21 protein-coding genes and 1 pseudogene are annotated in these 23,443 nt (G+C 57.1%); 13 read left to right on the top strand and 9 right to left on the bottom strand.

Going from position 1 to position 23,443, the window contains the following annotated elements; all coding sequences use genetic code 11:
* Positions 1–2 precede the first annotated feature (2 nt).
* From ABVN19_RS22895 to ABVN19_RS22885, 3 genes are all read right to left on the bottom strand, one after another.
* Complete coding sequence (locus tag ABVN19_RS22895) at positions 3–1,025, bottom strand: NAD-dependent epimerase/dehydratase family protein (RefSeq protein ID WP_218274684.1); 1,023 nt, start codon at positions 1,023–1,025, stop codon at positions 3–5.
* A gap of 58 nt (positions 1,026–1,083) precedes the next feature.
* A complete protein-coding gene (locus ABVN19_RS22890; protein WP_105641088.1) occupies positions 1,084–1,602 on the bottom strand; it encodes a 2,4'-dihydroxyacetophenone dioxygenase family protein in 519 nt (172 codons plus the stop codon).
* Positions 1,603–1,694: 92 nt separating this feature from the next.
* Positions 1,695–1,853 (bottom strand): hypothetical protein, encoded by a 159-nt coding sequence (locus ABVN19_RS22885; RefSeq protein ID WP_158259213.1) that lies wholly within the window; start codon positions 1,851–1,853, stop codon positions 1,695–1,697.
* A gap of 102 nt (positions 1,854–1,955) precedes the next feature.
* Between ABVN19_RS22885 and ABVN19_RS22880 the strand changes: the two genes are divergently transcribed.
* Positions 1,956–3,251, top strand: coding sequence for a DUF1254 domain-containing protein (locus tag ABVN19_RS22880; protein WP_105641089.1), 1,296 nt, complete (start codon positions 1,956–1,958; stop codon positions 3,249–3,251).
* Positions 3,252–3,351: 100 nt separating this feature from the next.
* On the opposite strand, the gene ABVN19_RS22875 is transcribed toward ABVN19_RS22880, so the two are convergent.
* Together ABVN19_RS22875 and ABVN19_RS22870 are read right to left on the bottom strand one after the other, a co-directional pair.
* A complete protein-coding gene (locus tag ABVN19_RS22875; RefSeq protein WP_146117307.1) occupies positions 3,352–3,573 on the bottom strand; it encodes a DUF1214 domain-containing protein in 222 nt (73 codons plus the stop codon).
* Positions 3,540–5,006 (bottom strand): DUF1254 domain-containing protein, encoded by a 1,467-nt coding sequence (locus ABVN19_RS22870; protein ID WP_105641091.1) that lies wholly within the window; start codon positions 5,004–5,006, stop codon positions 3,540–3,542. The genes ABVN19_RS22875 and ABVN19_RS22870 overlap by 34 nt, the downstream gene beginning before the upstream one ends.
* A gap of 480 nt (positions 5,007–5,486) precedes the next feature.
* Here ABVN19_RS22870 and peaA point away from each other — a divergent pair, with 480 nt between their 5' ends.
* The 8 genes from peaA to ABVN19_RS22830 all read left to right on the top strand — a co-directional run bounded on the left by peaA (position 5,487) and on the right by ABVN19_RS22830 (position 15,028).
* Positions 5,487–7,028 (top strand): quinohemoprotein amine dehydrogenase subunit alpha, encoded by a 1,542-nt coding sequence (gene peaA / locus ABVN19_RS22865; RefSeq protein ID WP_256585721.1) that lies wholly within the window; start codon positions 5,487–5,489, stop codon positions 7,026–7,028.
* Between the two features lie 86 nt (positions 7,029–7,114).
* On the top strand, positions 7,115–8,545 hold the full coding sequence (gene peaB, locus ABVN19_RS22860; RefSeq protein ID WP_105641093.1) for a quinohemoprotein amine dehydrogenase maturation protein: 1,431 nt from the start codon (positions 7,115–7,117) through the stop codon (positions 8,543–8,545).
* 1 nt (position 8,546) lies between these two features.
* Positions 8,547–8,870, top strand: coding sequence for a quinohemoprotein amine dehydrogenase subunit gamma (gene qhpC / locus ABVN19_RS22855; protein ID WP_105641094.1), 324 nt, complete (start codon positions 8,547–8,549; stop codon positions 8,868–8,870).
* 17 nt (positions 8,871–8,887) lie between these two features.
* The gene (gene peaD, locus ABVN19_RS22850) at positions 8,888–10,015 is read left to right on the top strand and encodes a quinohemoprotein amine dehydrogenase subunit beta (RefSeq protein ID WP_105641095.1); all 1,128 of its coding nucleotides are present in this window, start codon (positions 8,888–8,890) and stop codon (positions 10,013–10,015) included.
* A 30-nt stretch (positions 10,016–10,045) separates the two neighbouring features.
* Complete coding sequence (locus ABVN19_RS22845; RefSeq protein WP_105641096.1) at positions 10,046–11,536, top strand: aldehyde dehydrogenase family protein; 1,491 nt, start codon at positions 10,046–10,048, stop codon at positions 11,534–11,536.
* Positions 11,537–11,796: 260 nt separating this feature from the next.
* Complete coding sequence (locus ABVN19_RS22840) at positions 11,797–12,846, top strand: AraC family transcriptional regulator (protein WP_256585712.1); 1,050 nt, start codon at positions 11,797–11,799, stop codon at positions 12,844–12,846.
* A 113-nt stretch (positions 12,847–12,959) separates the two neighbouring features.
* Positions 12,960–14,579: an AMP-binding protein gene (locus ABVN19_RS22835; RefSeq protein WP_105641098.1), complete on the top strand. Its 1,620-nt coding sequence runs from the start codon at positions 12,960–12,962 to the stop codon at positions 14,577–14,579.
* Positions 14,576–15,028, top strand: a complete 453-nt coding sequence (locus ABVN19_RS22830; protein ID WP_105641099.1) for a MaoC family dehydratase — start codon at positions 14,576–14,578, stop codon at positions 15,026–15,028. Before ABVN19_RS22835 ends, ABVN19_RS22830 begins: the two co-directional genes overlap by 4 nt.
* 494 nt (positions 15,029–15,522) lie before the next feature.
* On the opposite strand, the gene ABVN19_RS22825 is transcribed toward ABVN19_RS22830, so the two are convergent.
* Positions 15,523–16,449, bottom strand: a complete 927-nt coding sequence (locus ABVN19_RS22825; RefSeq protein ID WP_105641100.1) for a LysR substrate-binding domain-containing protein — start codon at positions 16,447–16,449, stop codon at positions 15,523–15,525.
* Between the two features lie 195 nt (positions 16,450–16,644).
* Between ABVN19_RS22825 and ABVN19_RS22820 the strand changes: the two genes are divergently transcribed.
* The 4 genes from ABVN19_RS22820 to ABVN19_RS22805 all read left to right on the top strand — a co-directional run bounded on the left by ABVN19_RS22820 (position 16,645) and on the right by ABVN19_RS22805 (position 20,528).
* On the top strand, positions 16,645–17,976 hold the full coding sequence (locus ABVN19_RS22820) for a dicarboxylate/amino acid:cation symporter (protein WP_105641101.1): 1,332 nt from the start codon (positions 16,645–16,647) through the stop codon (positions 17,974–17,976).
* A gap of 54 nt (positions 17,977–18,030) precedes the next feature.
* Positions 18,031–18,930, top strand: coding sequence for a L(+)-tartrate dehydratase subunit alpha (ttdA, locus tag ABVN19_RS22815; protein WP_105641102.1), 900 nt, complete (start codon positions 18,031–18,033; stop codon positions 18,928–18,930).
* Positions 18,927–19,535, top strand: coding sequence for a L(+)-tartrate dehydratase subunit beta (ttdB, locus tag ABVN19_RS22810; protein WP_105641103.1), 609 nt, complete (start codon positions 18,927–18,929; stop codon positions 19,533–19,535). The genes ttdA and ttdB overlap by 4 nt, the downstream gene beginning before the upstream one ends.
* Positions 19,536–19,661: 126 nt before the next feature.
* Positions 19,662–20,528, top strand: coding sequence for an isocitrate lyase/phosphoenolpyruvate mutase family protein (locus ABVN19_RS22805; protein WP_105641104.1), 867 nt, complete (start codon positions 19,662–19,664; stop codon positions 20,526–20,528).
* A 659-nt stretch (positions 20,529–21,187) separates the two neighbouring features.
* On the opposite strand, the gene ABVN19_RS22800 is transcribed toward ABVN19_RS22805, so the two are convergent.
* The 3 genes and pseudogenes from ABVN19_RS22800 to ABVN19_RS22790 all read right to left on the bottom strand — a co-directional run bounded on the left by ABVN19_RS22800 (position 21,188) and on the right by ABVN19_RS22790 (position 23,336).
* Positions 21,188–21,379 carry an antitoxin Xre/MbcA/ParS toxin-binding domain-containing protein gene (locus ABVN19_RS22800; protein WP_353632819.1) on the bottom strand — a complete coding sequence of 64 codons (192 nt, stop codon included), beginning with the start codon at positions 21,377–21,379 and terminating at the stop codon, positions 21,188–21,190.
* Positions 21,380–21,894: 515 nt separating this feature from the next.
* Positions 21,895–22,206, bottom strand: a pseudogene (locus ABVN19_RS22795) (pyridine nucleotide-disulfide oxidoreductase); the annotation flags it as partial.
* Positions 22,164–23,336 (bottom strand): Abi family protein, encoded by a 1,173-nt coding sequence (locus tag ABVN19_RS22790; RefSeq protein ID WP_105641106.1) that lies wholly within the window; start codon positions 23,334–23,336, stop codon positions 22,164–22,166. The gene ABVN19_RS22790 and the pseudogene ABVN19_RS22795, both read right to left, overlap by 43 nt.
* Positions 23,337–23,443: the final 107 nt, after the last annotated feature.

Here is a 23,443-nt window from a genome sequence, read left to right as displayed (position 1 = left end):
CATCAGCTCAACTGGCCGATCTCGCGAAGCCAGGCTTCGGAGCGGCGCAGTCCTTCGTCGAGACTGACCTTGGGGGCATAACCGAGCAGGCGCCGGGCCTTGTCGATCGAGATGCCACCGGTGCGCGCGAACATGTACATGGTGTCGGGAGTCACCTCATCGGCCCGTCGAATCATCCGATTGAGGGTCCAGATGCCCCAGGTCAGCGCCAGCGCCACGCCCAAAGGCAGGCTACGCGGTGCACCGCTGCGTCCGGCCCAGCGCCAGTGGTTGCCGAAGAACTCACGGCAGCTCACCGACTCGCTTGCACTGATGTGAAAGATTTGCCCGCTCGCCTGCGGCAAGCCGGCGGCGAGCATGACGCCATCGAGCAAGTCATCGATGAACACCGGGGTCCAGCGGCCCTTGCCGCCATTGGGCAGGATCAGCGCGCCGGCCTTGGCCATCTTCAACGGCTCGCTCAACCAGGCACGGGAACCGGGGCCATAGACGTCGCCCGGCCGCACTACCGTGCACTCGATTTCACCGGCCGCGTGCGCCGCCAGCACCACGTGCTCGCTCGCACCCTTGGCCACGCCATAGCGGTAGTGATCACCGATCACCACGTCGCTGCGCTCGTCTGCCTGCTCGGGATAATTCCAGCCAAGGGCGGCAATCGAGGAGAACTGCACGAAACGCCGCGCGCCGCTTTTGATCGCGACATCCAGGCAATTGCGCACGCCGCGAACCGACACCTCGCGGTACAGCTGCCAGTCAGCGGCGAGCGAAACCACGGCGGCCGTGTTGATGAACAGCTCGCAACCACGGGCGTGTTCCGCCCACTGTTCCGGGCGGGTCAGGTCGCCGGCGACCACACCGTTGGCCAGGTCAGCACGCAGATCCATGCCACGAACCTCGGCACCCAGTGCCCGGTAGCGACGGGCCAGTGCCTGGCCGATAAAGCCACTGGCACCGGTAATGAAAACCGAACGAGGCACGTCGGGCGACTGGCCCTGAGCCCCGACGGGCATGACAGGATGGCTCATTGAGCACTCTCCACAAAGTAGCGGGATTGACAGGCGCTGCGGCGCCCGCCGTGAATGCTCAACCGACCGTGTAACCGGCATTGCCGGGGCGGATGTAACGGGCCGGTTCCAGACCGCGCTCCTTCACCAGACGATCGACGATTTGCATGATGTCGGTGGCGTCCATGACATTCACGAAATTGCCGTCCTGGTCGAAGTTGATGTTGGCGCCATAGACCACCATGAAGGTGTCGGTGGGCTCGGTGTTATCGGCCGGCACCATAAAGGTATGGATCGAACCGCCCGGCTCGTAGAGGTAGCTGCCAGCAGTTTGCGGCTGATCCGGGTATTCGACGTAATGCCATTTACCCGACATCGTGAACAGGTGAACCGGGCCGGTGTGGTAATGGCATGGCAGGCGCACGCCGGGTTGAAAGATCACGCGCAACGTCCAGACACCCAGATTCGGGTCCAAGTACAACGGCTGTACATCGACGCCGGGGAAATAAGGTGCCATGGCATCTTTATAGATCGGCAGTTCGTTGGTATTGAGGGTCAGCAGTTCCTTGTGATCGAAGAACGGCACAGGCATTGGCATTATTGTTTTCCTCATGCATGCAAAGGTGGGTAACGGTTGTTACGACGTCTCCATACTGCGACGGTTACCGGCTGAAGAATTGTCATTTGCCGTCAGGCACTTGGCATTTGCTGCCAATCAATTGCCACCACGATCAAGTGCATCATTTGCATTGAAGCGGGCACTGGCAGGAAATCGCGTCTAACCTTCTTCGCACTTTGCTTCATTTTTTTAGCATCTAACGTCTGCCTAAAAGTTTGTTTGCGCGTCATTTAAATCATTACAAACAATGCTTTACTTTTATTTTGACACGGTGATAACTAAAAAAAGCAGCGATAACACAATATGAAGTTTCTCGACAACCCGGAGTGTCCATGAAGAACTCACTACTAGCGGCGTCCTTACTCTCGATTGCATTCCCAGCCTTTGCGCAGATACCGGACAAGGTCGCCGAGGACGCATTCATCTACGCCTACTCGATCGATGAGGCCTACAAGTTTTTCTACGAAACGGCGGTGAAAACCGACACTCCGCTGAACCGTTTCCAGAACATCCGCCACTTGGCCGACGATACCTACACCGCGCACCCGACAATCAACAACGACACTCTCCACCTCATGGGTTGGCTGGACGTCGCGTCGGAACCGGTGATCATTAGCGTGCCCGACATGGATAAGGGGCGTTACTGGGTGCTGCATACCATGGACATGGGCCACTACACCACCTCCATGATCGGCGCCCGCACCCGTGGCACCAAAGGCGGCCACTTCATGTTCGCCGCCAAGGACTGGAAAGGCGATGTGCCGCCGAGCGTCGACGAAGTGATCCGCGTGGATTCCAACCTGGTGAAAGTCATGGGACGAATCATGGCCACCAGCCCCGAAGACGAAAAAGTCGCGCTCACCTACATGGACGACTGGAATGTGCGCACGCTGTCCGCTTATTTGGGCGAACCGGGGCCAAAGGAAAAACAACGAACTTACCTCGACCCGGCCAAGACCAACTGGTTGCAACGGGTCAACGCCGTACTGTGCGATGGCACCATGGGCAACGCCGACAAGAAGTGGCTGGACCAGTACAAAGACATCGGCCTGGCACCGTGCAATGAAAAATTCACCCCGGACCAACTCGCCACAGCGAAAAAGGGTGAAGAACTGGGCATGAAGCACATCAAGGAACTGGCGCCGAAAATGACCGTCGCCGGCAAGTTGCTGGGCACCCGCAATCAATTGGGTGACGGTGAACGTGACCTGTTTGCCGAAGGTACTTACCTGGGCCAATGGGGCCTGCCACCGGATGAAAGCGTCTACCTCAAATCGGAAACCGACAGCACCGGCAAACATCTGAGCGGTGCCAACGGCCAGAAGTACCGCATGCACTTCAAGGCCCCCGACGTCAGCCAGTTCTGGTCGTTCACGGTGTATGCCTCGGACAATCGCCTGATGGCCCACAACGAATTGAACCGTCACAGCCGCGGCGACCGTACGCTCAAGCCCAACACAGATGGCACCTACACCATCGAGATGAGCGCCAAGGGCGACGCCAATAATCCCAACTACCTGCCGATTCCAGAGAAAGACATCTACATCATCATGCGCATGTACGGCCCGAGCAAAGCGGTGCAGGAAGGCGCGTACACGTTCCCGGCCATTGAGACAGTTGCCGAGTAATCATGCTGGCTGCACGGCATTGCCGTGCAGCCACCGATGGGCCCGGGTGCATGACTTATCTCGACTGCGCTTGTCTCGATCTCAATGGCTGTTGCGCTATTCACTCAGCCAATTCGATGTCCGGCAATTTGAAGGTCTTGTTATTCAAGGCCTCGGTGCCACCGTAGAAGCGCATCGCGGGTAACGGCCGTTTACCCGCAGTCGGAATCCAGTTGATTTCCAGCCCGACCGGAGCATTGGGACCGAAGTAAATCGTAGCGCTGCCGTCAGCCGCTGCCCGGGCATTCATCACTTCACACGCATGGCCGCAGGCGGCGTCCATTCACCGCTAAGCACTTCCGGTTTTGGCCAATAGGTGCGAATGGTCACCTCGAACTCGCTGTTAGGCGCCGGGAGCCAGTTCGCTTCCTTGTCCTTGCCCGGTGACTGGTGCTGCACGTACAGGGTCAGCGAACCATCGTCGTTGTACTTCATGTTCTTGCTGTTCTTGGTGCCCAGGGAATAGCGCTTTAGGTCGTTGGGGGCGAAGAAATGCTGCGGATCGTACATCGTCAGCGACCAGAAGCCATTGGCCGGCGGTGTCTGGCCTTTCGCGAAGGTCAGCGTGTAGCGGTGATCGCCTTTGAGCCGCTCACCCTTGTCGTCCACTTCAAGGAAGAAGTAACGGGTCTCTTCCGGCTGGTTGGTGTACATGTTCGATTTCGATGTCGCCGTCCGGGAGAGGTAGTCGTTACCCCAACGCGCCACGTTAGTCGGTGAGTTCCAACCGTTAGGCAACTTCGAACCATTGGTGCGAAAGGAGAACAGCGGGTTGACGGCCTTCTCTTCGGTATCGACCGCGGCCTTGACGATAGCTGCCTTGACCGCCGGGTCTTTCGCCGCTGCATCGAGCATGGCTCTCATCATGGCGTAGCGGCTCTCTTCGCCGGCCAACGGCGGCACCTTGTCGAGTACTTCAGGCAACTGGTCGAAGAACTTCTCGGGGATCACCCAGCGTGATTCCGCAGCGGATTTTTCCGCCTGAGGGAAGTGTGGCGTGGCCTTCCAGTCCTTTGTGACGGTCTTGCCGGTGTATTTGCTCAGGGGATAAACCACCACCTGGTTGAGGACCGCCTGAATTGCCTTGCGGTCTTCGGCACTGTCGTCCATGAAGGCGCGCGGCCCTGCACCGACGAACTCTGTCGGTGACTTGATCACTTCAGTGATGCCTTCGGGCACGGTGCCCTTCCAGTTCGGGCCGACCACCAGGTAGTTGCCGGGTTTGGTGCCGTACTGTTTGCCCAGTTTGGAGAACTCCTCACTGCGCGCGTCGTACAGTGCGTACACCCAGAAGCGGTCGCCGAAATCCGGGACCTGCAACACCATCGGATCGTCGTCGGTCGCGCCGAAACCGAAACCGTACACCACGTCCTGGTTAGGGTGCGCCACCCAACGCTGCGCCGGCGAGATATAGTCGGTGAGCATGCTGACATAACCGGTCGGCGCCGTTGGCAGAATGCCGCCCATCAGACCCGGCTCGGGTGCCTTGGCAAAGGATGCGCGACGATTGAACGCGTTCACGATTGGCCAGCCCCACAGGTAGGCATCCTGAGCGATCACCGTGGCACTGGAAGGCGTGATGACGGTGCCGGCGGGGACGCCTGGCACCTCGGCGGCTAGTTTACCGAAGGAGTTTTCTCCATCGGCTTGGGCACCACCCGCCAGCACGACGGACATTGCCAAAGCCAGCAAGGAGTAGCTGAAAGTGGTTTTCATCGGTTCAAACTCCGTTTGAGTAATCAGTTCGATTGATAACCCTAGACGAATTTTTTTGAGATTCGATGGATAGCCCCAGTTTTAGGTAGCTGCGAAAAGGATGCCCGTATTGAGTCGGCTACGGGTTGTTTCGTGCCTCTCGCGACGGGCAACAATCGGCCAACAGCCGCCTGACACGACAGCCAGAAATTGGCCAGTAGCGGTCTGTCACTTCGCTTCTACAGTCCTCTCTCTGCAGAAAAACTAGCCTCTTCAGGCCTCGCTATTTATCTCTAAACACGATTGCTTGTAACTAGCGGTCAATTTTTTGTGTCGGCAAGAAAAGAAACTTTTGCTTGCAACCCCTGATGCTATGGCCACAGCCAGCGCACGGCGGGCTATGCCCCACCGAGAGCAACCGTGTTGGCTCCAATAATAAGGTCGATTCGGTGGAGGTGGCAGTTGCAGATAAATAGACGACTCTATGTACTGGGGCTCGGGCTGTTGTGGAGCGCAGCCTCGCCTGCGGCGCAACCTACCGAGACGAATCAGCGTGATGGCCTGACCATCATCAAGGAACGTTGTGTGGGCTGTCATATCGCCGAAGGTAATGATTCATTCAGCCGTATCAGTCATCAACGCAAGACGCCAGAAGGCTGGCTGATGACGATCGGCCGCATGCAGAACATGCGAGGCCTGAGCATCAATGATGAAGACCGGCGCACCGTAGTCAAGTACCTTGCCGACAAGCAAGGTCTGGCGCCTTCCGAAACCGACGGCATGCGCTATGCCATCGAGCGTCGTCTCAACACGATCAAGCCGTTCGAACAGCCGTTTTCGGACATGTGCGCACGCTGCCACACCGGCGCCCGTATCGCTTTGCAGCGTCGCCCGGCCCAGGAATGGGAACACCTGATCAATTTCCACATGGCACAATTTCCGTCACTTGAATACCACGCTCTAGCGCGAGATCGTGACTGGTTGCCGATTGCGATGAAGCAAATACTGCCGCAACTGGCTAGCCAATACCCCTTGGACAGCAAAGCCTGGACCGATTGGCAGGCAACCCGGCCACAGGCGCAATCGCTGATCGGGCAGTGGAGTTTCAGCGGGCATATGCCGGGCAAGGGGGAGTTATTCGGCCTCATGGACGTCACCAACGCAGGCGGTGACGCTTTCAAAGTCATCATGAAGGGCCAATACGCCGATGGCGGTCCGTTCAACGGTGAAGGCAGCGCGGTGCTCTACAACGGCTACGAATGGCGCGGCAACGTGAGCATCGACGGCGTGATCATGCGCCAGGTGTTTGCCGCCAGCAAGGGTGCCCTCGAAGGCCGGATGTTCGACAAATCCCATGATGAGCGGGGCCTGGACTTCCAGGCGGCACAGCAAGGTACACAGCGCTTGCTGGGCATCCAGCCGGGCTATCTGAAAGCAGGAGGCGAAGCTGAATTCACCCTGATCGGCAGCGGTCTTGAGGGTGCGCCGGACTTCGGCAAAGGTGTTGAAGTGGTCCAGGTGCTGGAACAGACTCCGGAGCGCATCAAGGCCAGGATCAAAGCCGCCAGCGATGCGGCCCCGGGCCTGCACGCTATCAGCGTCGGCTCGCTCAACGGCACAAGCCTGGCGGTTTACAACGATATCGCCAGCGTCAAGGTGGTGCCGGAGTATCTGGTCGCGCGCATCGGCGAAGGTGGCGGTTCGACGCCGAAGGTCCAAGGCCGCTTCGACGCGGAAGCCTGGGGCATGGGCGCCGATGGCAAGCCCTATCGAATCGGTGTGTTCCCGGCGCAGTGGAAAGTCGAAGCCTTCGACGAGCGCGCCAAGGAGGATGAAGACGTCAAATTCGCCGGCACCATGCAGGCTGACGCGGGCGTGTTCACCCCGGGCGATGCCGGGCCGAATCCGGCGCGCAAGATGTCCACCAACAATGCCGGCAACCTCAAGGTGATTGCCGCCGTCAATGACGCGGGAAAACTCCTGACCGGCGAAGGCCACATGATTGTTGGCGTGCAACGCTGGAACAACCCCCCCATTCCGTGATGTTCGAAACTCGACTGCATCGGCTTCAGATACTTTTTCGGAATGATCGTAGGTCCTCCAAGCAGGTCCTGCACAGGAGGTTGGCAATGGGCGCTATCTTGAATCTGGTTGAGCGGAACCTGCACGAAGTGCATGTCGATGCCGACCGCATGCTGTTCCACATCCCCAGCAGTTCGCTGTTCGCCAGCGATGAACTGACGGGCACCATCATCGACACCTTGCGCGGACCAGGTTGTTCATCGGACGACCTGATCCAGCGCCTCGCTGCGCGCTTCAACGGTGAGGAAGTCACTGAAACCCTGCGCGAGCTGATGGCCCTGGAACTGGTCAGTGACGGCTCGCCGCTGACCCCGGACATCGCCACCAAACGCGTCGAGCGCACGGCGATCAACACCGTGGTGCTCAACGTCAACACCGGCTGCAACCTGAGCTGCACGTATTGCTACAAGGAAGACCTCGACAAGCCTTCGGCCGGCAAGAAAATGGACGTGGAAACGGCCATCGCCTCCGTGGAAATGCTGCTGCGTGAATCCCCGGACGAGGAGCGTTTCACCGTGGTGTTCTTTGGCGGCGAACCGCTGAGCAACCGCAAGCTGCTCGAGTACATGGTCGACTACTGTGAAAAGCGTTTTCGCGAGGCCGGCAAGTTCGTCGAGTTCGTGATGACCACCAACGCCACGCTGCTCACCGAAGACACCGTGGACTATCTCAACGCCCACCGTTTCGGTCTGTCTGTGAGCATCGACGGGCCGAAAACCGTGCACGACCGTAACCGCATCACCGTGGGCGGGCAGGGCACCTACGACGTGGTGCGGCGCAAGGCCGAGATGCTGCTGTCGCGCTACAACAGCCGCCCGGTGGGCGCGCGAGTGACCCTGACCACCGGCGTCACTGACGTCGAAACCATTTGGGATCACCTGTTCAACGAGCTGGGTTTCGCCGAAGTCGGCTTTGCCCCTGTGACCTCCGGCGACATCAGCAGCTTCAACCTCACCAGCGATGAACTGGTGCAGGTGTTCGCCAACATGAAGGCCCTAGGCCGGCGTTACCTGGAAGCGGCACTGGAGCACCGCAACATCGGTTTCTCCAACCTGCACCAGTTAATCACCGACATCCACGAAGGCCACAAGAAAGCCCTGCCCTGCGGCGCGGGTCTGAAGATGCTGGCGGTGGATCACAAGGGCGAGCTGAACCTTTGCCACCGCTTCACCGGTTCCAGCCTGCCGACCTTCGGCAACGTTCACAGTAGCGTGAAACAGGTCGAGCTGAACGACTTCCTGTCCCAGCGCCTGGACCGCACCAATACTGGCTGCGAAGACTGCCAGATCCGCAACCTGTGCTCCGGCGGCTGCTACCACGAGAGTTACGCGCGGTACGGCGACCCGACTCACCCGACCTATCACTACTGCGAACTGATGCGTGACTGGGTCGACTTCGGCATCGAGGTCTACACCCGGATCATGGCCCACAACCCTGCGTTCATCAGCAGTTACATCACTCCGCGCAAGGCTCACTGATATGAAACATCTCAAGGCAATCAATAACAAAGCGTTGAAGCTGGATCAGGCCGCGGACGAGAACCGCATTGAAGAAGTGGTCGCGATGAGTTCGGTGGCGGGCTGCACCTCGACCACCGACCCGGGCTGGGAAGTGGATGCGTTCGGTGGCGTGTCGTCGTTGTGCCAACCCATGGAAGCCGATCTCTACGGCTGCTCCGACCCCTGCTGGTGGCCGGCCCAGGTGCCCGACATGATGAGCACCTACCCAGACTGGAACAAGGATGCCCACGCCTCGGCACAAGGCTGGCGCAATCTGGGAACCGTGTTCCCGGACGACAAATAACTGATCAGGAAGTGACTATGAAAACAATTAAAGCCCTCTCACTTCTCGTTTGCCTCACAGGCGTCAGCACCCTGGTGGTCGCCCAGGATAACCGTGCCCTGGAAAACGGACATGAGTACATGGTGGCGTTGAATTTCCCCAACAACCTGCACGTGATCGACATGGCCACGGACCAGATCTACAAGTCCTGTGACCTGCCGGATTCCTACGGGCCGGGAACAGCGCAAGTGTCGCCGGATGGCAAGATCGCCTACATCCTCAACAACCACTACGGCGACCTATATGGCGTCGACATGGACAGCTGCGAAACCGTGTTTCATGCGCGACTGGCGATCAATCCGAACGAGTCCGCGCGCGCCATGTTCTCCATTGCCGTCAGCCACGACGGCAAGGAAATTTACAGCGTGGCGAATCCCTCAACTCTGTACAGCGACCACATGAAAGCGCTGCCTCCACGCTTGCAGGTGTACGCCGCCGATGGCGGGTTGCAGGCCAAACCCACCCGTACCTTCGAAGTGCCGAGGCAGATCTCCATCCTGATGGCGGCCGATGACGGCAGCCTGTACATGGCAGGTGTCACCGGCATCTTCAAAACCGACGTGCACACCGGTAAATACACCACCGCCGTGGCGACCCGGGACTGGAAGCGTCCCGGCTACGGCGCGCCGGACATCCTCTACGTGTGGCCGCACCAGACCGACATGAACGATTTCACGCTGCTGTACACGGCGCCGAAATTCAAGGACGGCAAACAGGACCTGCAGACCGCCGACTATGTCTACGGCTACATCAGCATCGACCTGAAGACTGGGAAAAGCACGGTCAAGGATTTTGCCCCGTTCACGGAAATCTACTTCACCGGCTTGCGCTCGCCCCAACACCCCGGGCAGATCTGGGGCGTGCTCAACAAGCTGGCGCGGTACGACATCAAGTCACAGAAGCTGCTAGGTCGGGCCGATCTCGATCACACCTATTACTGCGTGGCGTTCAATAAATCCGGGAGCAAGTTGTACCTGGGCGGCAGTCTCGATGACGTCGCCATCTTCGACCCGGAAACCCTCAAGCCCCTGGGCAAGATCAAGTTGCCAGGTGGCGACATGTCCGACAGCACCCTGCAGGCATTCGTGCGCCAGACGCAGCTCTAGCTCTCTACCCGCCCCCCTATCAAAGGATCGATCATGACTGTCTTTTCGATACTGCCCCAAACCCGACAATTTCTCGGCCGTGACTTGCAGATGTTCATCAATGGCGGCTGGACACCCGCCGTCGAAGGCCGCTCCATGTCCTTCCATGATCCGGCCACCGGCGAGCCGCTGGGCAAGGTGCCTGCGGGCACCCGGGCCGATATCGACCGCGCCGTGCGCAACGCCGCGCAAACTTTTGAAAACTCCGCCTGGAGCCGCCTGAAACCACGGGATCGGCAGAACCTGTTGTGGCGCCTGGCCGACCTGGTCGAGCGCGACAAGCAGCACCTGGCCGAGCTGGAAACCCTCAACAACGGCAAGCTGCTGTCGGTTTCCCTGGGCGATATACAGTTCGCCATCGATTACCTGCGCTACATGGCCGGCTGGGCGACCAAGATCGAAGGCGCCAGCCTCAACGTTTCCACCGAGTTGGGCTTGGGCGAAGTGTTCAGCGGCTTCACCCGGCGCGAACCGGTCGGCGTGGTCGGTGCGATCGTCGCCTGGAACGTTCCCTTCTTGCTGGCGTGCTGGAAACTTGCACCCGCGTTGGCCACCGGTTGCACCATTGTGCTCAAGCCGGCGGATGAAACGCCGCTCACAGCCCTGCGCCTGGCCGAGTTGGTCATGGAAGCCGGTTACCCGGCCGGTGTGTTCAACGTAGTAACCGGCACGGGCGCCGAAGTGGGTGCCGCCTTGGCCAGCCACCCGGCGGTAAACAAACTGACCTTCACCGGATCCACCGCGGTGGGCAAGCAGGTGGGCAAGGCGGCGATGGATACCCTGGCACGGGTGACGCTGGAGTTGGGGGGCAAATCACCGGTCATCGTCATGCCGGACGCCGACCTGGATGCCGCTGCCATCGGCGCTGCCAACGCCATTTTCGCCAATCAGGGCCAGGTGTGCTGTGCCGGTTCCAGGCTTTACGTCCACCGCAAGGTATTCGATCGGGTAGTGGCCGACGTGGCGAACATCGCGCGCTCCATCACGCTTGGCAATGGTCTCGACGCGAGGTCGCAAATGGGCCCGTTGATTTCATTGCGCCAGGTGAACCGAGTCGATTCCTACATTGACGTGGGGCTCAGTGAAGGAGCGGAAGTCGTCTGCGGCGGCAAGCCGAGCGGCCCCGGTTACTTCTACGAACCCACGGTCATGGTCAACGTGGGCCAAGACCACAGGGTGGTGCGTGAAGAAATATTTGGCCCGGTACTGACGGCCCTGCCCTTCGATGATCTTGAACAAGTGCTGGCCATGGCCAACGACACGGCTTATGGCCTGGGGGCCAGTATCTGGACGTCCAGCCTGGCCACGGCCCATCGGGCGATTCCGAAAATCAAGTCAGGATCGGTGTGGGTGAATTGCCACACGATACTGGATGCGTCGCTGCCTTTTGGTGGCTACAAGGGATCGGGCCTAGGACGGGAAATGGGCAGTGCGGTGATCGAACACTATACCGAGTTGAAATCGGTACTGATCCAGGTCTGAAGAGGTCTGGGGCGGCACGTCAAAGCGCCGTCCCGACATGCCCGTATCATTTCGATACAGAATGTTACAGCTTCGTCTCCCCGTGACACATAATCCTTCGATTTCGTCATCACTGTCATATCGTTGCATTCCTTCCGGGGGCCGTGGAGTCCCGTGTTTTCGGGCCTCGGCCATCTGTCGAGGAAGGTCTCAAGGGTGGGTGCCAATGGCATAAAAGATGCTGTTTTTTCTGAAAGCCTTGATTCAGAGAGAGCATCCCGGTGGATAACGCACATCAGCACAGCAGTACCGCCGATGTAACGGTGGTGGCATCGGCGGCCCATGGTTTGGGTGAATTCATTGCCCTGCAAGGGGGTGACCCCGACAGTGTGTTCGGCAACGCCGGGCTGAACCCCGAACTGCTGGCCGACCCTACCCTCCGTCTTCCATTGACCGGATTCTGCGGCGCTTTTGAAGAGGGCAGCCGGCAGACCCGAAATGACAATTTCGGCCTCGATTTTGGCCGTCAGTTCAAGCCGGCCAACATCGGCCTGCTCGGCTACATCGCCTTGAGTTCACCAACACTGGGGGATGCGTTTTGCGCCATGTCGCGGCTGTTTGCCGGCCACCAGCAAAACACCCTGATGCGACTTTGCGACGAAGGCAGCGTCTGTCGCCTCGAATACCAGATCCTGCATTGCGCCATTGCGCACAAGCGCCAGGACGCCGAAATGACCCTGGCGGCGTTCACAAACCTGGCCCGTCACGCCTTGGGTAGTCGCTGGGCGCCGGAGCAGGTGCTGTTCGAGCATCAGCGTCCCGAAGGCTGGCACAAGCACAGCAAATTCTTTGATGCACCGGTGCTGTATGGCCAGACTCGCAACGCGATGATTTTCAAACGCAGCTGCCTCGAGCGGCCGATGCCCGACAAGGACGCCCTGCTCCTGCAATTGTTGAGCGCGACCATACAACGCAACATGCCCACGATCGAGAGCAAGGCCAGCCTGGTGGACAGCGTGCGTCGCGAGATCCAGCAGGCACTCGACCATCAGGACCTCAACTTGAAGTTGATCGCCGGGCGCCTCAATCTGACGAGCTGGACCTTGCAGCGCCGGCTCAACGACCTGAACATGACTTTCACGTCCCTGGTCGACGATGTGCGTTGGAACATCGCCTGCAACAAGCTCGCACAATCCTCGCTGCCGATTTCTGAACTTGCGGTACAACTGGGCTTTTCCGAGGTCAGTGCGTTCTCCCGGGCGTTCAGCCGCACCCATGGCATGAGCCCGCGTCAGTGGCGGCAGTCCCGGCCGGCGTGGAGTCCCCTCTAAGTTTGCTGTGGTCGACGGTCAAGTTATCGTGGCCGCCAGTGAAGAATTTATCTGCTTGAAGCTCCAGGCTATGTGCATTGCACTCGTCCATGCTCATGTCCTGGAGATAACCCGTGTACTTTCCCCAAAAACAAGAAAACCCGCAGCCCGGAGCGTTCTTCAACATTGCCGATGCCATCTGTGATCGTTGGGCTTTGATCGATCCCCAGCGCATCGCCCTGATCCAGAAAAATACCGACGGCAGCATCGGCCGCTACAGTTTCAAAGACCTGCAGGCGCAAGCCAACCAATTGGCTAACGCTCTGACGCGGCACGGGGTCAAACCCGGCGACCGGGTGGGCATCATGCTGGCGCAATCCCTGGAAGCAGGCATCGCGCATATCGCCCTGTATAAAATCGGTGCGATTGCCGTGCCTTTGTTCGGTCTTTTCGGTCTCGATGCCATCGAGCACCGTGCTCGAGACTGCGCCATGAGCGCACTGATCACCGACCGCACCGGCACCGACAAACTCCAGCAGATTTGGCAGCGCCTGCCAGCACTGACCCTGTGCCTGAGCACCGCTTCAGGCACTGACAGCAGCGACCCGCGCATGCTTGACCTGCGAGCCTGCATGGCCGGTGAATCCAGCGAATTCAGCACTTTTCGCAGCACTGTCGAATTTCCCGCGCTGATCATCTACACCTCCGGTACCACCGGCCATCCCAAGGGCGCCCTGCACTCACACGGAGTTTTGCTAGGGCATGTGCCAGGGGTGCGGATGTCCCACGACGGCTTCCCCCAGCCCGGCGATATCATGTGGACGCCCGCTGACTGGGCCTGGATCGGCGGCCTGTTGGATGTGTTGTTGCCCAGTTGGTACTTGGGGGTCGCGGTGGTGGCCCATCGTGCGGAAAAATTCCAGGCGGAACAGGCTTTCGCCCTGCTGGAAGAACTGGCCATACGCAATGTGTTTTTCCCGCCTACCGCGTTGAAACTCCTACGCCAAGTGGCTGGTCCGCAAACCCGTTGGAACCTGAACTTGCGTTCGATCGCTAGCGGCGGTGAATCCCTGGGCGAAGAGTTGCTTGCCTGGGGCAAGCGCAGCTTTAATGTGCAAATCAATGAGTTTTACGGGCAAACCGAGTGCAACCTGGTGCTTTCCTCCGCCGCCGCCAGTGGTGTCTATCGCCCAGGCGCCATCGGCAAGGCCGTACCCGGTTTCAACGTCGCCATCGTAGACGACCAAGGGGATGTCGTCGCACCGGGTACGCTCGGCCATATCGCGATCATAACGCCCAACCGTAACCAGATGCTCGGCTACTGGAACAACCCTGTCGCCACCGCGGAAAAATACATAGGCAACTGGCTGATCAGCGGTGACCGCGGCTACATGGATGCCGACGGATACGTCTACTTCCAAGGCCGCAACGATGATGTAATCACCAGCGCTGGCTATCGCATCGGGCCAACGCCCATCGAAGACTGCCTGCTCAAGCACCCGGCGGTGAAGCTGGCCGCCGTCATCGGCAAAAAAGACTCCACACGCACCGAAATCGTCAAGGCGTGCGTGGTGCTCAGTGATGGATTTAGCGCCAGTTTCAGCCTGATTGCAGAGTTGCAGCAGCATGTACGCAAGTACCTGGCCGCCCATGAGTACCCGCGGGAAATCGAGTTTCTGCCAACCCTGCCGATGACGGCCACGGGCAAGATCATTCGTGGCGCCCTGCGCTCCCGTGAGGAGGAGGTCGCATGAACTTCATTGGAAAAGCATTCAACGAGCTGCAAACCGGTGACAGTTTCGGGCAGACGTTGACCATTGAAAACGCCCACATCAGCCAGGCGTGTGGTTTGTTTGGAGATTTCAACCCACTGCACAGTGATGAGGTGTTCTGCGCCAATAGCCGCTTTGGCAAGCGAATTCTGCATGGCCCCATGACGGGTGCGTTCATGTCAGCGTCTATCGGCATGTATTTCTACGGGACTGCCGTGGCGTACCTAGAGCATAACTGCAACTTTGTTGCACCCGTATTCGCAGGTGACACACTGACTGTTACCTGGTCTGTAGAACAAAAGCTCCCGAAGCCAAAGGTCAATGGCGGTATAGCCGTACTGCAGGGCATCTGCGTCAATCAACGAGGCGCAATCGTGGCCAATGCTGCCGGGAAAATAATGCTGATCAACCGACAAGCCAAGGACCGGTAATCGTTGACCAACGTTACCGGCATAGTTGCCAGGGCCGTGAACTCGTCCATGTCTTTACATTATAAATCGTGGACGGCGATACCGTGTATCGCTGTAGGCCTCACGTTGTGCCGGTGTCGGTTTCAACTGCTTGAGGTAGGCAGAAACCGGTCGAGTCCACAGCCAAGAGCAGACACTCATCCGACTGATTGCTTTTGGCTGTGGATTTCTACTTATGGCCATTGGCATCGCTCCCCCTCTCTCGTCGAGATTGGCTTCTAAGCCTGCTGGCCAGGTCCAAAGTATTGAATCGCCCCTAGTTTCGTAGACACCTCCAAGCCTCACATGCCGACTTTAATGACCGGCATTTTTATACTGGTACAAACGTTTCCAATCATCAAATTGAAGCTGTGAATCCCTCGGACTTGCCTTCTGCTGGTTTGTCACATGATTGAACGCCCTCTGGGGCGGTCGAGAACCTTTTTGAATATGTTGTGCACTGGTAAAGGAACGGTTTAACGCCACGTCGCCAACGTATCACCGCGTCCATCCGCATGACGTCGAAAGAAATCACGCAAGTGCTCGATGAAGAACGACACCTTGGCGGACAGATTGAGCCGTTCCAGATATACCGCGTAGATGTCTGCTGAGGGTGTCTGGTATTCCGCTAGCACCTCGACCAGCCTGCCGGTACGCAGATGTTCGGCCAAGTTCCACTCGGCTCGCATGAGGATGCCATGGCCGTCCAATGCCCAATTCAGTGCAACCTCCCCATCGTTGGTACTCAGGCCACCGCGTACTTTGACGGTTTCGACTTGCTTGCCCTTGCTCAATCGCCAATTCCCGAAGGCTGCATCGTTCTGGCGCAGGACAATGCAATTGTGCTGCACGAGCTCCTTGGGTGTTTGTGGGCAGCCGAACGCACTCAGATAATCGGGAGCAGCGCACAAGAGGCGACGGTTCACAGCAATCTTACGCGCAACCAGACGCGAGTCCGGTAATTCCCCGAAGCGAATTGCGACATCAATTGCATCATCCGGCAGGTTGATTGGGCGGTCGCTCAGTTGCAACTGTACCTCGACTTCCGGATGTCGCTGGACAAAGGAAGAAATCGCCGGCCCGACGTGGGTACGGCCGAAGCCGAGCGGGGCGTTAACCCGCAACAGACCTTTGGGTTCCGCACGGCTGCTGGACACCTGCCGTTCCATTTCCTCGATCTCACCCAGGATGCGCTGTGCGTTGACCAGGTAAGTCTCGCCCTCTGCAGTGAGACTGATGCTGCGGGTCGTGCGATTGAGCAGGCGAACGCCGAGGCGCTGTTCCATCTGCGCCAACCGCTTGGACACGGCAGGCGGCGTCAGATTCATTTCTCGAGCGGTCGCAGCCAGGCTGCCTACCCTCACCAGTTGCGTGAAAAAAGACAGCTCGGAGACAGGGTTCATAGTTAGCTTCAGGTTAATAATGAAGTGAATTTCATTGTATTACCATCGTTTAAAAAGTCGATTATCTTTGCGTCCGTGATTAACCACAAAAATAATCTGTGCTTTTTTCTACCCGATGGGTTTTGCCACATCCATGGGTTCAGTCAGCGCAGTAGCCAAATCAATCCGACTCATAAAAATAAAGCGGAGAAGGCTATGGTCAAGCGACTCATAGGAAAGCTGTACGTCCAAGTACTCATCGGCGTTGCTGTCGGCATCTGCCTTGGCGTCTTCTGGCCTGAAATCGGCGTCGATCTCAAGCCGCTGGGCGATGCGTTCATCAAGCTGATCAAGATGGTGTTCGCCCCCATCATCTTCGCCACCGTTGTACTTGGCATCGCCAAGATGGAGAACATGAAGGAGCTTGGCCGTGTAGGTGCGCGGGCACTGATCTACTTCGAGGTGCTGTCCACATTCGCGCTGGTGCTTGGGTTGCTGGTGGTCAATTTTGTCAAGCCCGGCGCCGGCATGAACGTTGATGTCGCAGCTCTGGACACTGCGAGCATCGCCACTTATACCGCCGCTGCAGAGGCCGGCGGGGGCTTCACTGACTTTCTGATGCAGATCATACCGTCCAGCGTGACCGAGGCATTTGCTAAGAATCAGATCCTACCGATCCTACTGTTCTCCACTTTGTTCGGTATCGCTTTGGCACATTTGGGGCCGCGTGGAAAACCCATGGTCGATGTGCTGGAGTCGTTTTCCCACGGCATGTTCCACATTGTCGGCATGATCATGCGCGTTGCACCGCTGGCTGCCTGCGGCGCTATGGCCTTCACCGTTGGCAAATACGGTCTGGGCTCGATCGTGTCTCTCGGCAAACTGGTGGCGACCATGTACCTCACCTGCTTCATGTTCGTGGTGATCGTTCTGGGCTTCATCGCACGCCTGTCCGGCTTCAGCTTGTGGAAGTTCCTCAAGTACCTCAAGGAGGAGCTTTTTACGGTGCTGGGGACCAGTTCCTCGGAGTCGGTAGTACCGCAACTGATGACCAAGCTGGAAAAGGTCGGCGTGTCCAAGCCGGTCGTAGGTCTGGTTATTCCGTCTGGCCTGACCTTCAACCCTGATGGCCAATGCATCTACTACACCATGGCGGCCATCTTCATCGCTCAGGCCACTAATACCCCGCTATCGCTGATGGATCAGTTGATCGTGCTGGGTGTGTTGTTGCTGACCTCCAAAGGCTCGGCAGGCGTGACCGGCTCCGGCTTCATCACCCTGGCAGCCACGTTGGCCACGATGGACAACATACCGGTTGCCGGCATGGTGCTGTTGCTTGGTGTAGACCGCTTCATGTCCGAAGCCCGCGCCATCACCAACACCATCGGCAACGCGGTCGGCACCATGGCCATTGCCAAGTGGGTGGGTGCCCTCGACCAACAACAAATGGATCGTGTGCTTGACGGCCATCCTCTGCCTGAACAAGCCCCGCCACAACAAACTGTAACGCTGAACCAAACCGTGAAAACGCCAGTTGCTGGCGCCTGACTGCCCCGTCGTCAGCACCTGCATATAGCCTTGTGATGTTGTAAGGAGAATAACGTGGATAAAGAATCAGCTGTTTTATCGCTTACCGACACGATGGCGAAGTTCACCGCCTACATCGGCAAACGCCTGCCTACCGACGTGAAGAAGAAAACCGCGCAATTGCGCGCAGCGGAAACCAATCCGTTGGCCATCGCCGTTTATGACTCGATGGCCGAGAACCAGGACTACGCCGACAAGCTCGACCGCCCAAGCTGCCAGGATACCGGCGTGATCCAGTACTTCATCTCGGCGGGCGCGAGCTTCCCGTTGCTCAGCGAGTTGGAAGGCATTCTGGAGAACGCCACCAAGGAGGCCACCATCAAGGGCCCTCTGCGCCATAACGCGGTAGAGACCTTCGTCGAAAAAAACACCGGTACCAATACCGGTTCGAAGATCCCGTGGCTGGACTGGGAAATCATCCCCAACGCGGACTATGCAATTGTTGACGTGTACATGGCCGGTGGTGGTTGCACTCTGCCAGGCTCGGCCAAGGTGCTAATGCCGGGCCAGGGCTACGAAGGTGTGACCGAGTTTGTCTTTGACGTAATCACCTCGCGTGGCGTCAACGCTTGCCCGCCGCTGCTGGTCGGTGTCGGCGTGTCGACCTCGGTAGAAACCGCAGCGCGCCTGTCCAAACGAGCGATTCTGCGCCCGGTGGACTCCAGTCACCCGAACGAAAGTGCAGCTTTGATGGAGCGTCTGCTCGAAGACGGTCTCAACGAAATCGGCATCGGCCCGCAAGGCCTCACCGGTAACAGCAGCGTGATGGGCGTTAACATCGAATCGTCAGCGCGTCACCCCTCCACAATTGGAGTTGCTGTTTCAACCGGTTGCTGGGCACACCGCCGCGGCAAAATACGCATCAACGCCGATCTGTCTTACGATATTTTGTCCCACGAAGGAGTCGTTCTGTGAAAAAGATCCTCAGCACCCCAATCAAGGATGAAGATCTTGCAGAGCTCAATGTCGGTGACGTGGTTTACCTAACTGGTCAGTTGGTAACTTGCCGAGACGTGGCCCACCGTCGCCTGATCGAACTAAAGCGCGAGCTGCCAGTAGACCTGCGCGGCGGGGCGATCTTCCATGCCGGACCTATCGTTCGCAAAAAAGACGATGGCAGCTTCGAGATGGTCTCCATTGGTCCTACCACCAGCATGCGTATGGAAAAGTTCGAAAAGGAATTCATCGAACAAACTGGCGTTAAGCTGATCGTCGGCAAGGGCGGCATGGGGCCGGAAACTACCACGGGCTGCCTCGAAAACAAGGCGGTGCACGCGGTGTTCCCTGGAGGTTGTGCGGTGTTGGCTGCGACCAAGGTCGAAGAGATCGAGCGCGCCGAGTGGCAAGATCTTGGTATGCCGGAAACCCTTTGGGTTAACCGCGTGCGGGAGTTCGGCCCGTTGATTATTTCCATCGATACCAAGGGCAATAACCTGTTCGAACAGAACAAGCTGCGATTCAATGAGCGTAAGGGCTCGGTCATCGAGAAAATCAACGCTCAGGTTCGTTTCATCAAGTGACCTGGCTGTCCGGCCACGGCATTCATGCCGTGGCCGTTTGTTCAAGGCGTGCACACGTCGGCGCTTCACCTCCTCGCTGCATGTCCTGTCAAACGTCTTCCCGACAATAACGATTCAGAGATTGCCATGCGAAAAGCCTCTCATCACGAGCTACGCAACGATTTCCGTGCCCTGCTTGCCCGCAATGCCACCTTTAGCACCGCCTCAGTGTTTGATCCTCTCTCGGCGCGCATTGCCGCTGATCTCGGCTTCGAAGTCGGTATCCTCGGAGGTTCCGTTGTTTCCCTGCAAGTGCTTGGTGCTCCGGATATTGCTCTCATCACTCTGAGTGAATTTATTGAGCAGGCGACTCGTATCGGTCGCGTTGCACGTCTGCCGATGATCGCTGACGCCGATCACGGCTATGGCAACGCGCTTAATGTGATGCGCACAGTAATGGAGCTGGAGCGTGCAGGCGTCGCTGCCCTCACGCTTGAAGATACGCTGCTGCCTGCCCAGTTCGGTCGCAAGTCCTTCGACTTGATCAGCATTGATGAAGGAATGGGCAAGCTTAGTGCTGCTTTGCAAGCGCGCGAAGACAGTGCGCTGGCGATCATTGCCCGTACCCACGCTGGGGTGCAACCACTGGTAGAGGTCATCGAGCGAACCCGCACCTACCAACGTGCGGGCGTAGACGGCATTTGCCTAGTTGGGGTGAAAGACTTCGAGCACTTGGAAGCAATCGCCCAGAGCCTCCACGTGCCACTTATGCTCGTCACCTATGGCAACGCTGCATTGCGTGATGAAAAACGCTTGGCTGAGCTGGGGGTACGCATCATGGTGGATGGTCACGCGGCTTACTTCGCGGCGGTAAAGGCGACCTATGATAGCTTTCGCAAACAGCGCAGTTCTTGCCCGGATAAAGGTCTAGATACTTCAGATCTGGTAACCAAGTACACCTTGCCGGCCGACTTCACCGCTTGGGCTCGGGAGTACATGGATGTCCTAGAGTGAACGAAATGAGGCCGACAAGGCCTTTGAACCAGGAGATCTTGCTCGGCAACATCTATTCGGAGAAAAAAGCTGATTTCTCATGGCGATTCCTCCTAACCTTTTTCGCCATTGGTGATAATAATGGCTCAAGAATTGCCCACCCTAAGGGGAATCACCTGGATGACAGCTTTTAATTGCTGTGTGATGGCGCTGGTGTCTCTGCTCCACTTGTTGCCTACATCATCCCTCGTCGCTAACTCTTTCACCCGGAGACTGACCAGCTGCCGGTGCAGGTAAACGTACGTGAAAGCCGAGTCGTTTCTGGCTGCGACAGTTTTAATTCTCTAGCGCGTCTGTCCGAACCGGCCTTTTGGGCGATCGCGACAGTTTTGCGTTTTCTCTCAACGATGCTGCAGACCGCGAAATTCGTGCCCCACCTGCGACAGTTTTAATTCTCTAAGATCACCTGGTTTTGGACAATAAAAACTGTCACAGCAGGGGTGGGGCCGAGCAATGACGGGCTTGACCGACCGAAGCGCTACCGGTGTTGCAATTTCACGCCGCAAAAGCGAAAGGGAAAGCAGCTTTCTCAAAAAACGGTCGATTTTCCACCGCCAAGGATTCCGGTGCTGGCCAATGGAGAGCCTGTGGCCCCATCGGTGAAGGGGAATCCCTGACTGTCATTGGTACACACCGTAGTCGAGACGTACTAAGTTGTCCCTGACATGACCGTAGCCCAGATGATCTGCTAACAGGCTGCAAGGCGAGCGATGATCAAGTCCAGCTGATGGCTTTATGAGCCACCTTTCCGCAAGATCGCGATTTCCAAGCGCTTGCTCAGCACATTTCAAAATCTGCTCGCGCCTCCCCATGAAGCAGCGGTGGCCTCTACTCCAGCATTTACTAGAAAACGGGACACAAAGCTCGATAATTTGAAGGTCAGTCATTGGCGCAGCTCCCGCAGTTGAATCCCAGAAAGAGGCGTGAAACATCTCGACCGGGAGGGAACTCAGATCGTTGGGTTGGTATCGCAATCTGGCTTCAACGCAATCTTTCTACCGAGCACCTCATGGCTAAGCCGCTCAACGACACCAAGCCCGAGTTCCGCGAGCACCACAGGAGGGATAACTACTATTAGCTTCTCCGCAACTATCTTTAGGGGCTTCGCATTCAACAATCGTGCTCTCTAACTGGCTCATGGAGGTATGCCTCGATAGCGAGCGCTGTCGCCAATGGTAATCGTACTCCTCACTGGCACGATTGGCTGCAAAGGGCCAGGAGCGATCATCCGCGCCGGGAAGCACTTTGTGGTTGTAAAAGCCTCATGCATCTCAAGGAGTAGTCGCGAAGCGCCGCCGCGCGACCCATGCCTAGAGATCGCAGAGGTCTAGCGCTGCGACATTAGCGCAGACTCAATTTCCTCAGCAGTAGCTCGGACAGTGCGCGTGACGCCGATCAGCGTTGCCGATGCCGACCCCGTCCATTCTCCATAGCCCACTAGCCATAATCTCGGCTCGAGCAACGAATGCGTACTTTGAACGTCCACCCGGCCGTCTTTGTTCAAGACATCTAGCTTGGCCAAATGGTTAAGGGCTGGTTTGAAGCCAGTGCACCAGATCACCGCATCCACCCGAGTTTCGGTACCGTCGGTCCAGATTACGCCGGCTTCGGTGAAGCATTCGAACGGACGCTTTGCTTTTTCATATCTTCGAGTTTCATTGCCAACGTAATCAGCTTCTCGATGTGCTGATCTGTTACGTCGAACGGACCTTTTGAAAGATCCTGATCTGAAAGCGAGTCCACCTTCTCAAATAATTCTTGAAGCGGGGGCTTAATTGCCGGAGGTTCAGGCTGTGGGGTAACCTTTTTGACTGTCTGCGGAAAAAGCTTTCTTGGAAATCCTTCCTCCCCAAATCCCATCGACTTAAAAGCAAGTCCGTTAACCTCAGGTTTTTTATCGATAAGGTCCGCAACTCTACAAATCCAGTTTGAGCTCTGTCCGATTCTGGAGACAAGGAACCATAACACACAGATGAAGCCGTACAGTTTATTGAGCTCAACTTGACCTAACTTTAGGGTATTAAAGAAACCTAATTTTGGAAGCATAAGAGTACGGATATTTGGGCGGTTACATACGCGACTGTGGTGAGCACATCTGTTTCGAATACCATTGATATTGATTAGCCAGTTATCAATAACTTGTCTATTATCAATACCTAGCCTATCGCAAATAAGCTTCTGATTTGCACCATTTAGCATGCTGTATAACTTTGAAACTGTGCCGAAATTCCATGCCTCGCACGCCACCCAAATTGGAATAGGTTTTTTAGCGTCAATGTGTGATTTTATACTTTCTTCACGGCTCTCCTGCAAAAGAATTTCATGCTTTCTCTGCCACTGCTCAAACTCTGAAAACTTTTGGCCATCATCAGGAATTAGAGCAAATTTTGAAAAATTCTTTTTATCGAGATAAGCTAGCGGATTATTACGGCCAAGCTCATGAGCCATGATGGTTCGCAGGTATACTTCGATGCGCTCAATCGCGCACATCAGCTCCAACCTTAGTTTTTTGTCGAAAAGATACAATTCAAAAATAGACTCAAAGCTTGTATTAACCTTGAACTCGTTAAGCTTTTCGTACTCACCCGGTGCGATGAATTGGTATTTTAAAGCAGGGGACCAATAGCCGGAAAGTCTGTAATACCCAACCTGGGTCAGCTTTCTCTGTGCTCTAAGAGGGTTATGAAGGAGCATACCGCGCTCAGCAAGCTTCTTAACCAGTTGATCATACTCAAGAAACGGTTTAACAACCTTTGTTGGCTGGTCCATAGCGACTTTTATTTTAGTCAAAAAAAAGGCCAAGACTTCACCGACTCTGGGTCGGGAGGGGTCTTGGCGCTGTTGACAAGGAGAATATCAAAAATTTTAATAATGTC

The sequence above is a fragment of the Pseudomonas vranovensis genome, assembly GCF_040438935.1.
Taxonomy (GTDB): Bacteria; Pseudomonadota; Gammaproteobacteria; order Pseudomonadales; family Pseudomonadaceae; genus Aquipseudomonas; species Aquipseudomonas vranovensis.
Note: the sequence above shows the minus strand (reverse complement) of the source record. Positions and strands in the feature narration are given on the sequence as shown.

Bases quoted from the DNA above. Each gene is read 5' to 3' on its own strand.
- ABVN19_RS22895 (WP_218274684.1), bottom strand. From the start codon at position 1,025: ATGAGCCATCCTGTCATGCCCGTCGGGGCTCAGGGCCAGTCGCCCGAC.
- ABVN19_RS22875 (WP_146117307.1), bottom strand. From the start codon at position 3,573: ATGGACGCCGCCTGCGGCCATGCGTGTGAAGTGATGAATGCCCGGGCA.
- ABVN19_RS22820 (WP_105641101.1), top strand. From the start codon at position 16,645: ATGGTCAAGCGACTCATAGGAAAGCTGTACGTCCAAGTACTCATCGGC.
- peaD (WP_105641095.1), top strand. From the start codon at position 8,888: ATGAAAACAATTAAAGCCCTCTCACTTCTCGTTTGCCTCACAGGCGTC.
- ABVN19_RS22890 (WP_105641088.1), bottom strand. From the start codon at position 1,602: ATGCCAATGCCTGTGCCGTTCTTCGATCACAAGGAACTGCTGACCCTC.
- ABVN19_RS22830 (WP_105641099.1), top strand. From the start codon at position 14,576: ATGAACTTCATTGGAAAAGCATTCAACGAGCTGCAAACCGGTGACAGT.
- peaB (WP_105641093.1), top strand. From the start codon at position 7,115: ATGGGCGCTATCTTGAATCTGGTTGAGCGGAACCTGCACGAAGTGCAT.
- ABVN19_RS22825 (WP_105641100.1), bottom strand. From the start codon at position 16,449: ATGAACCCTGTCTCCGAGCTGTCTTTTTTCACGCAACTGGTGAGGGTA.
- ABVN19_RS22800 (WP_353632819.1), bottom strand. From the start codon at position 21,379: ATGGGGAGGCGCGAGCAGATTTTGAAATGTGCTGAGCAAGCGCTTGGA.
- ABVN19_RS22805 (WP_105641104.1), top strand. From the start codon at position 19,662: ATGCGAAAAGCCTCTCATCACGAGCTACGCAACGATTTCCGTGCCCTG.
- qhpC (WP_105641094.1), top strand. From the start codon at position 8,547: ATGAAACATCTCAAGGCAATCAATAACAAAGCGTTGAAGCTGGATCAG.
- ABVN19_RS22870 (WP_105641091.1), bottom strand. From the start codon at position 5,006: ATGAAAACCACTTTCAGCTACTCCTTGCTGGCTTTGGCAATGTCCGTC.
- ABVN19_RS22885 (WP_158259213.1), bottom strand. From the start codon at position 1,853: ATGACGCGCAAACAAACTTTTAGGCAGACGTTAGATGCTAAAAAAATG.
- ABVN19_RS22790 (WP_105641106.1), bottom strand. From the start codon at position 23,336: ATGGACCAGCCAACAAAGGTTGTTAAACCGTTTCTTGAGTATGATCAA.
- ABVN19_RS22880 (WP_105641089.1), top strand. From the start codon at position 1,956: ATGAAGAACTCACTACTAGCGGCGTCCTTACTCTCGATTGCATTCCCA.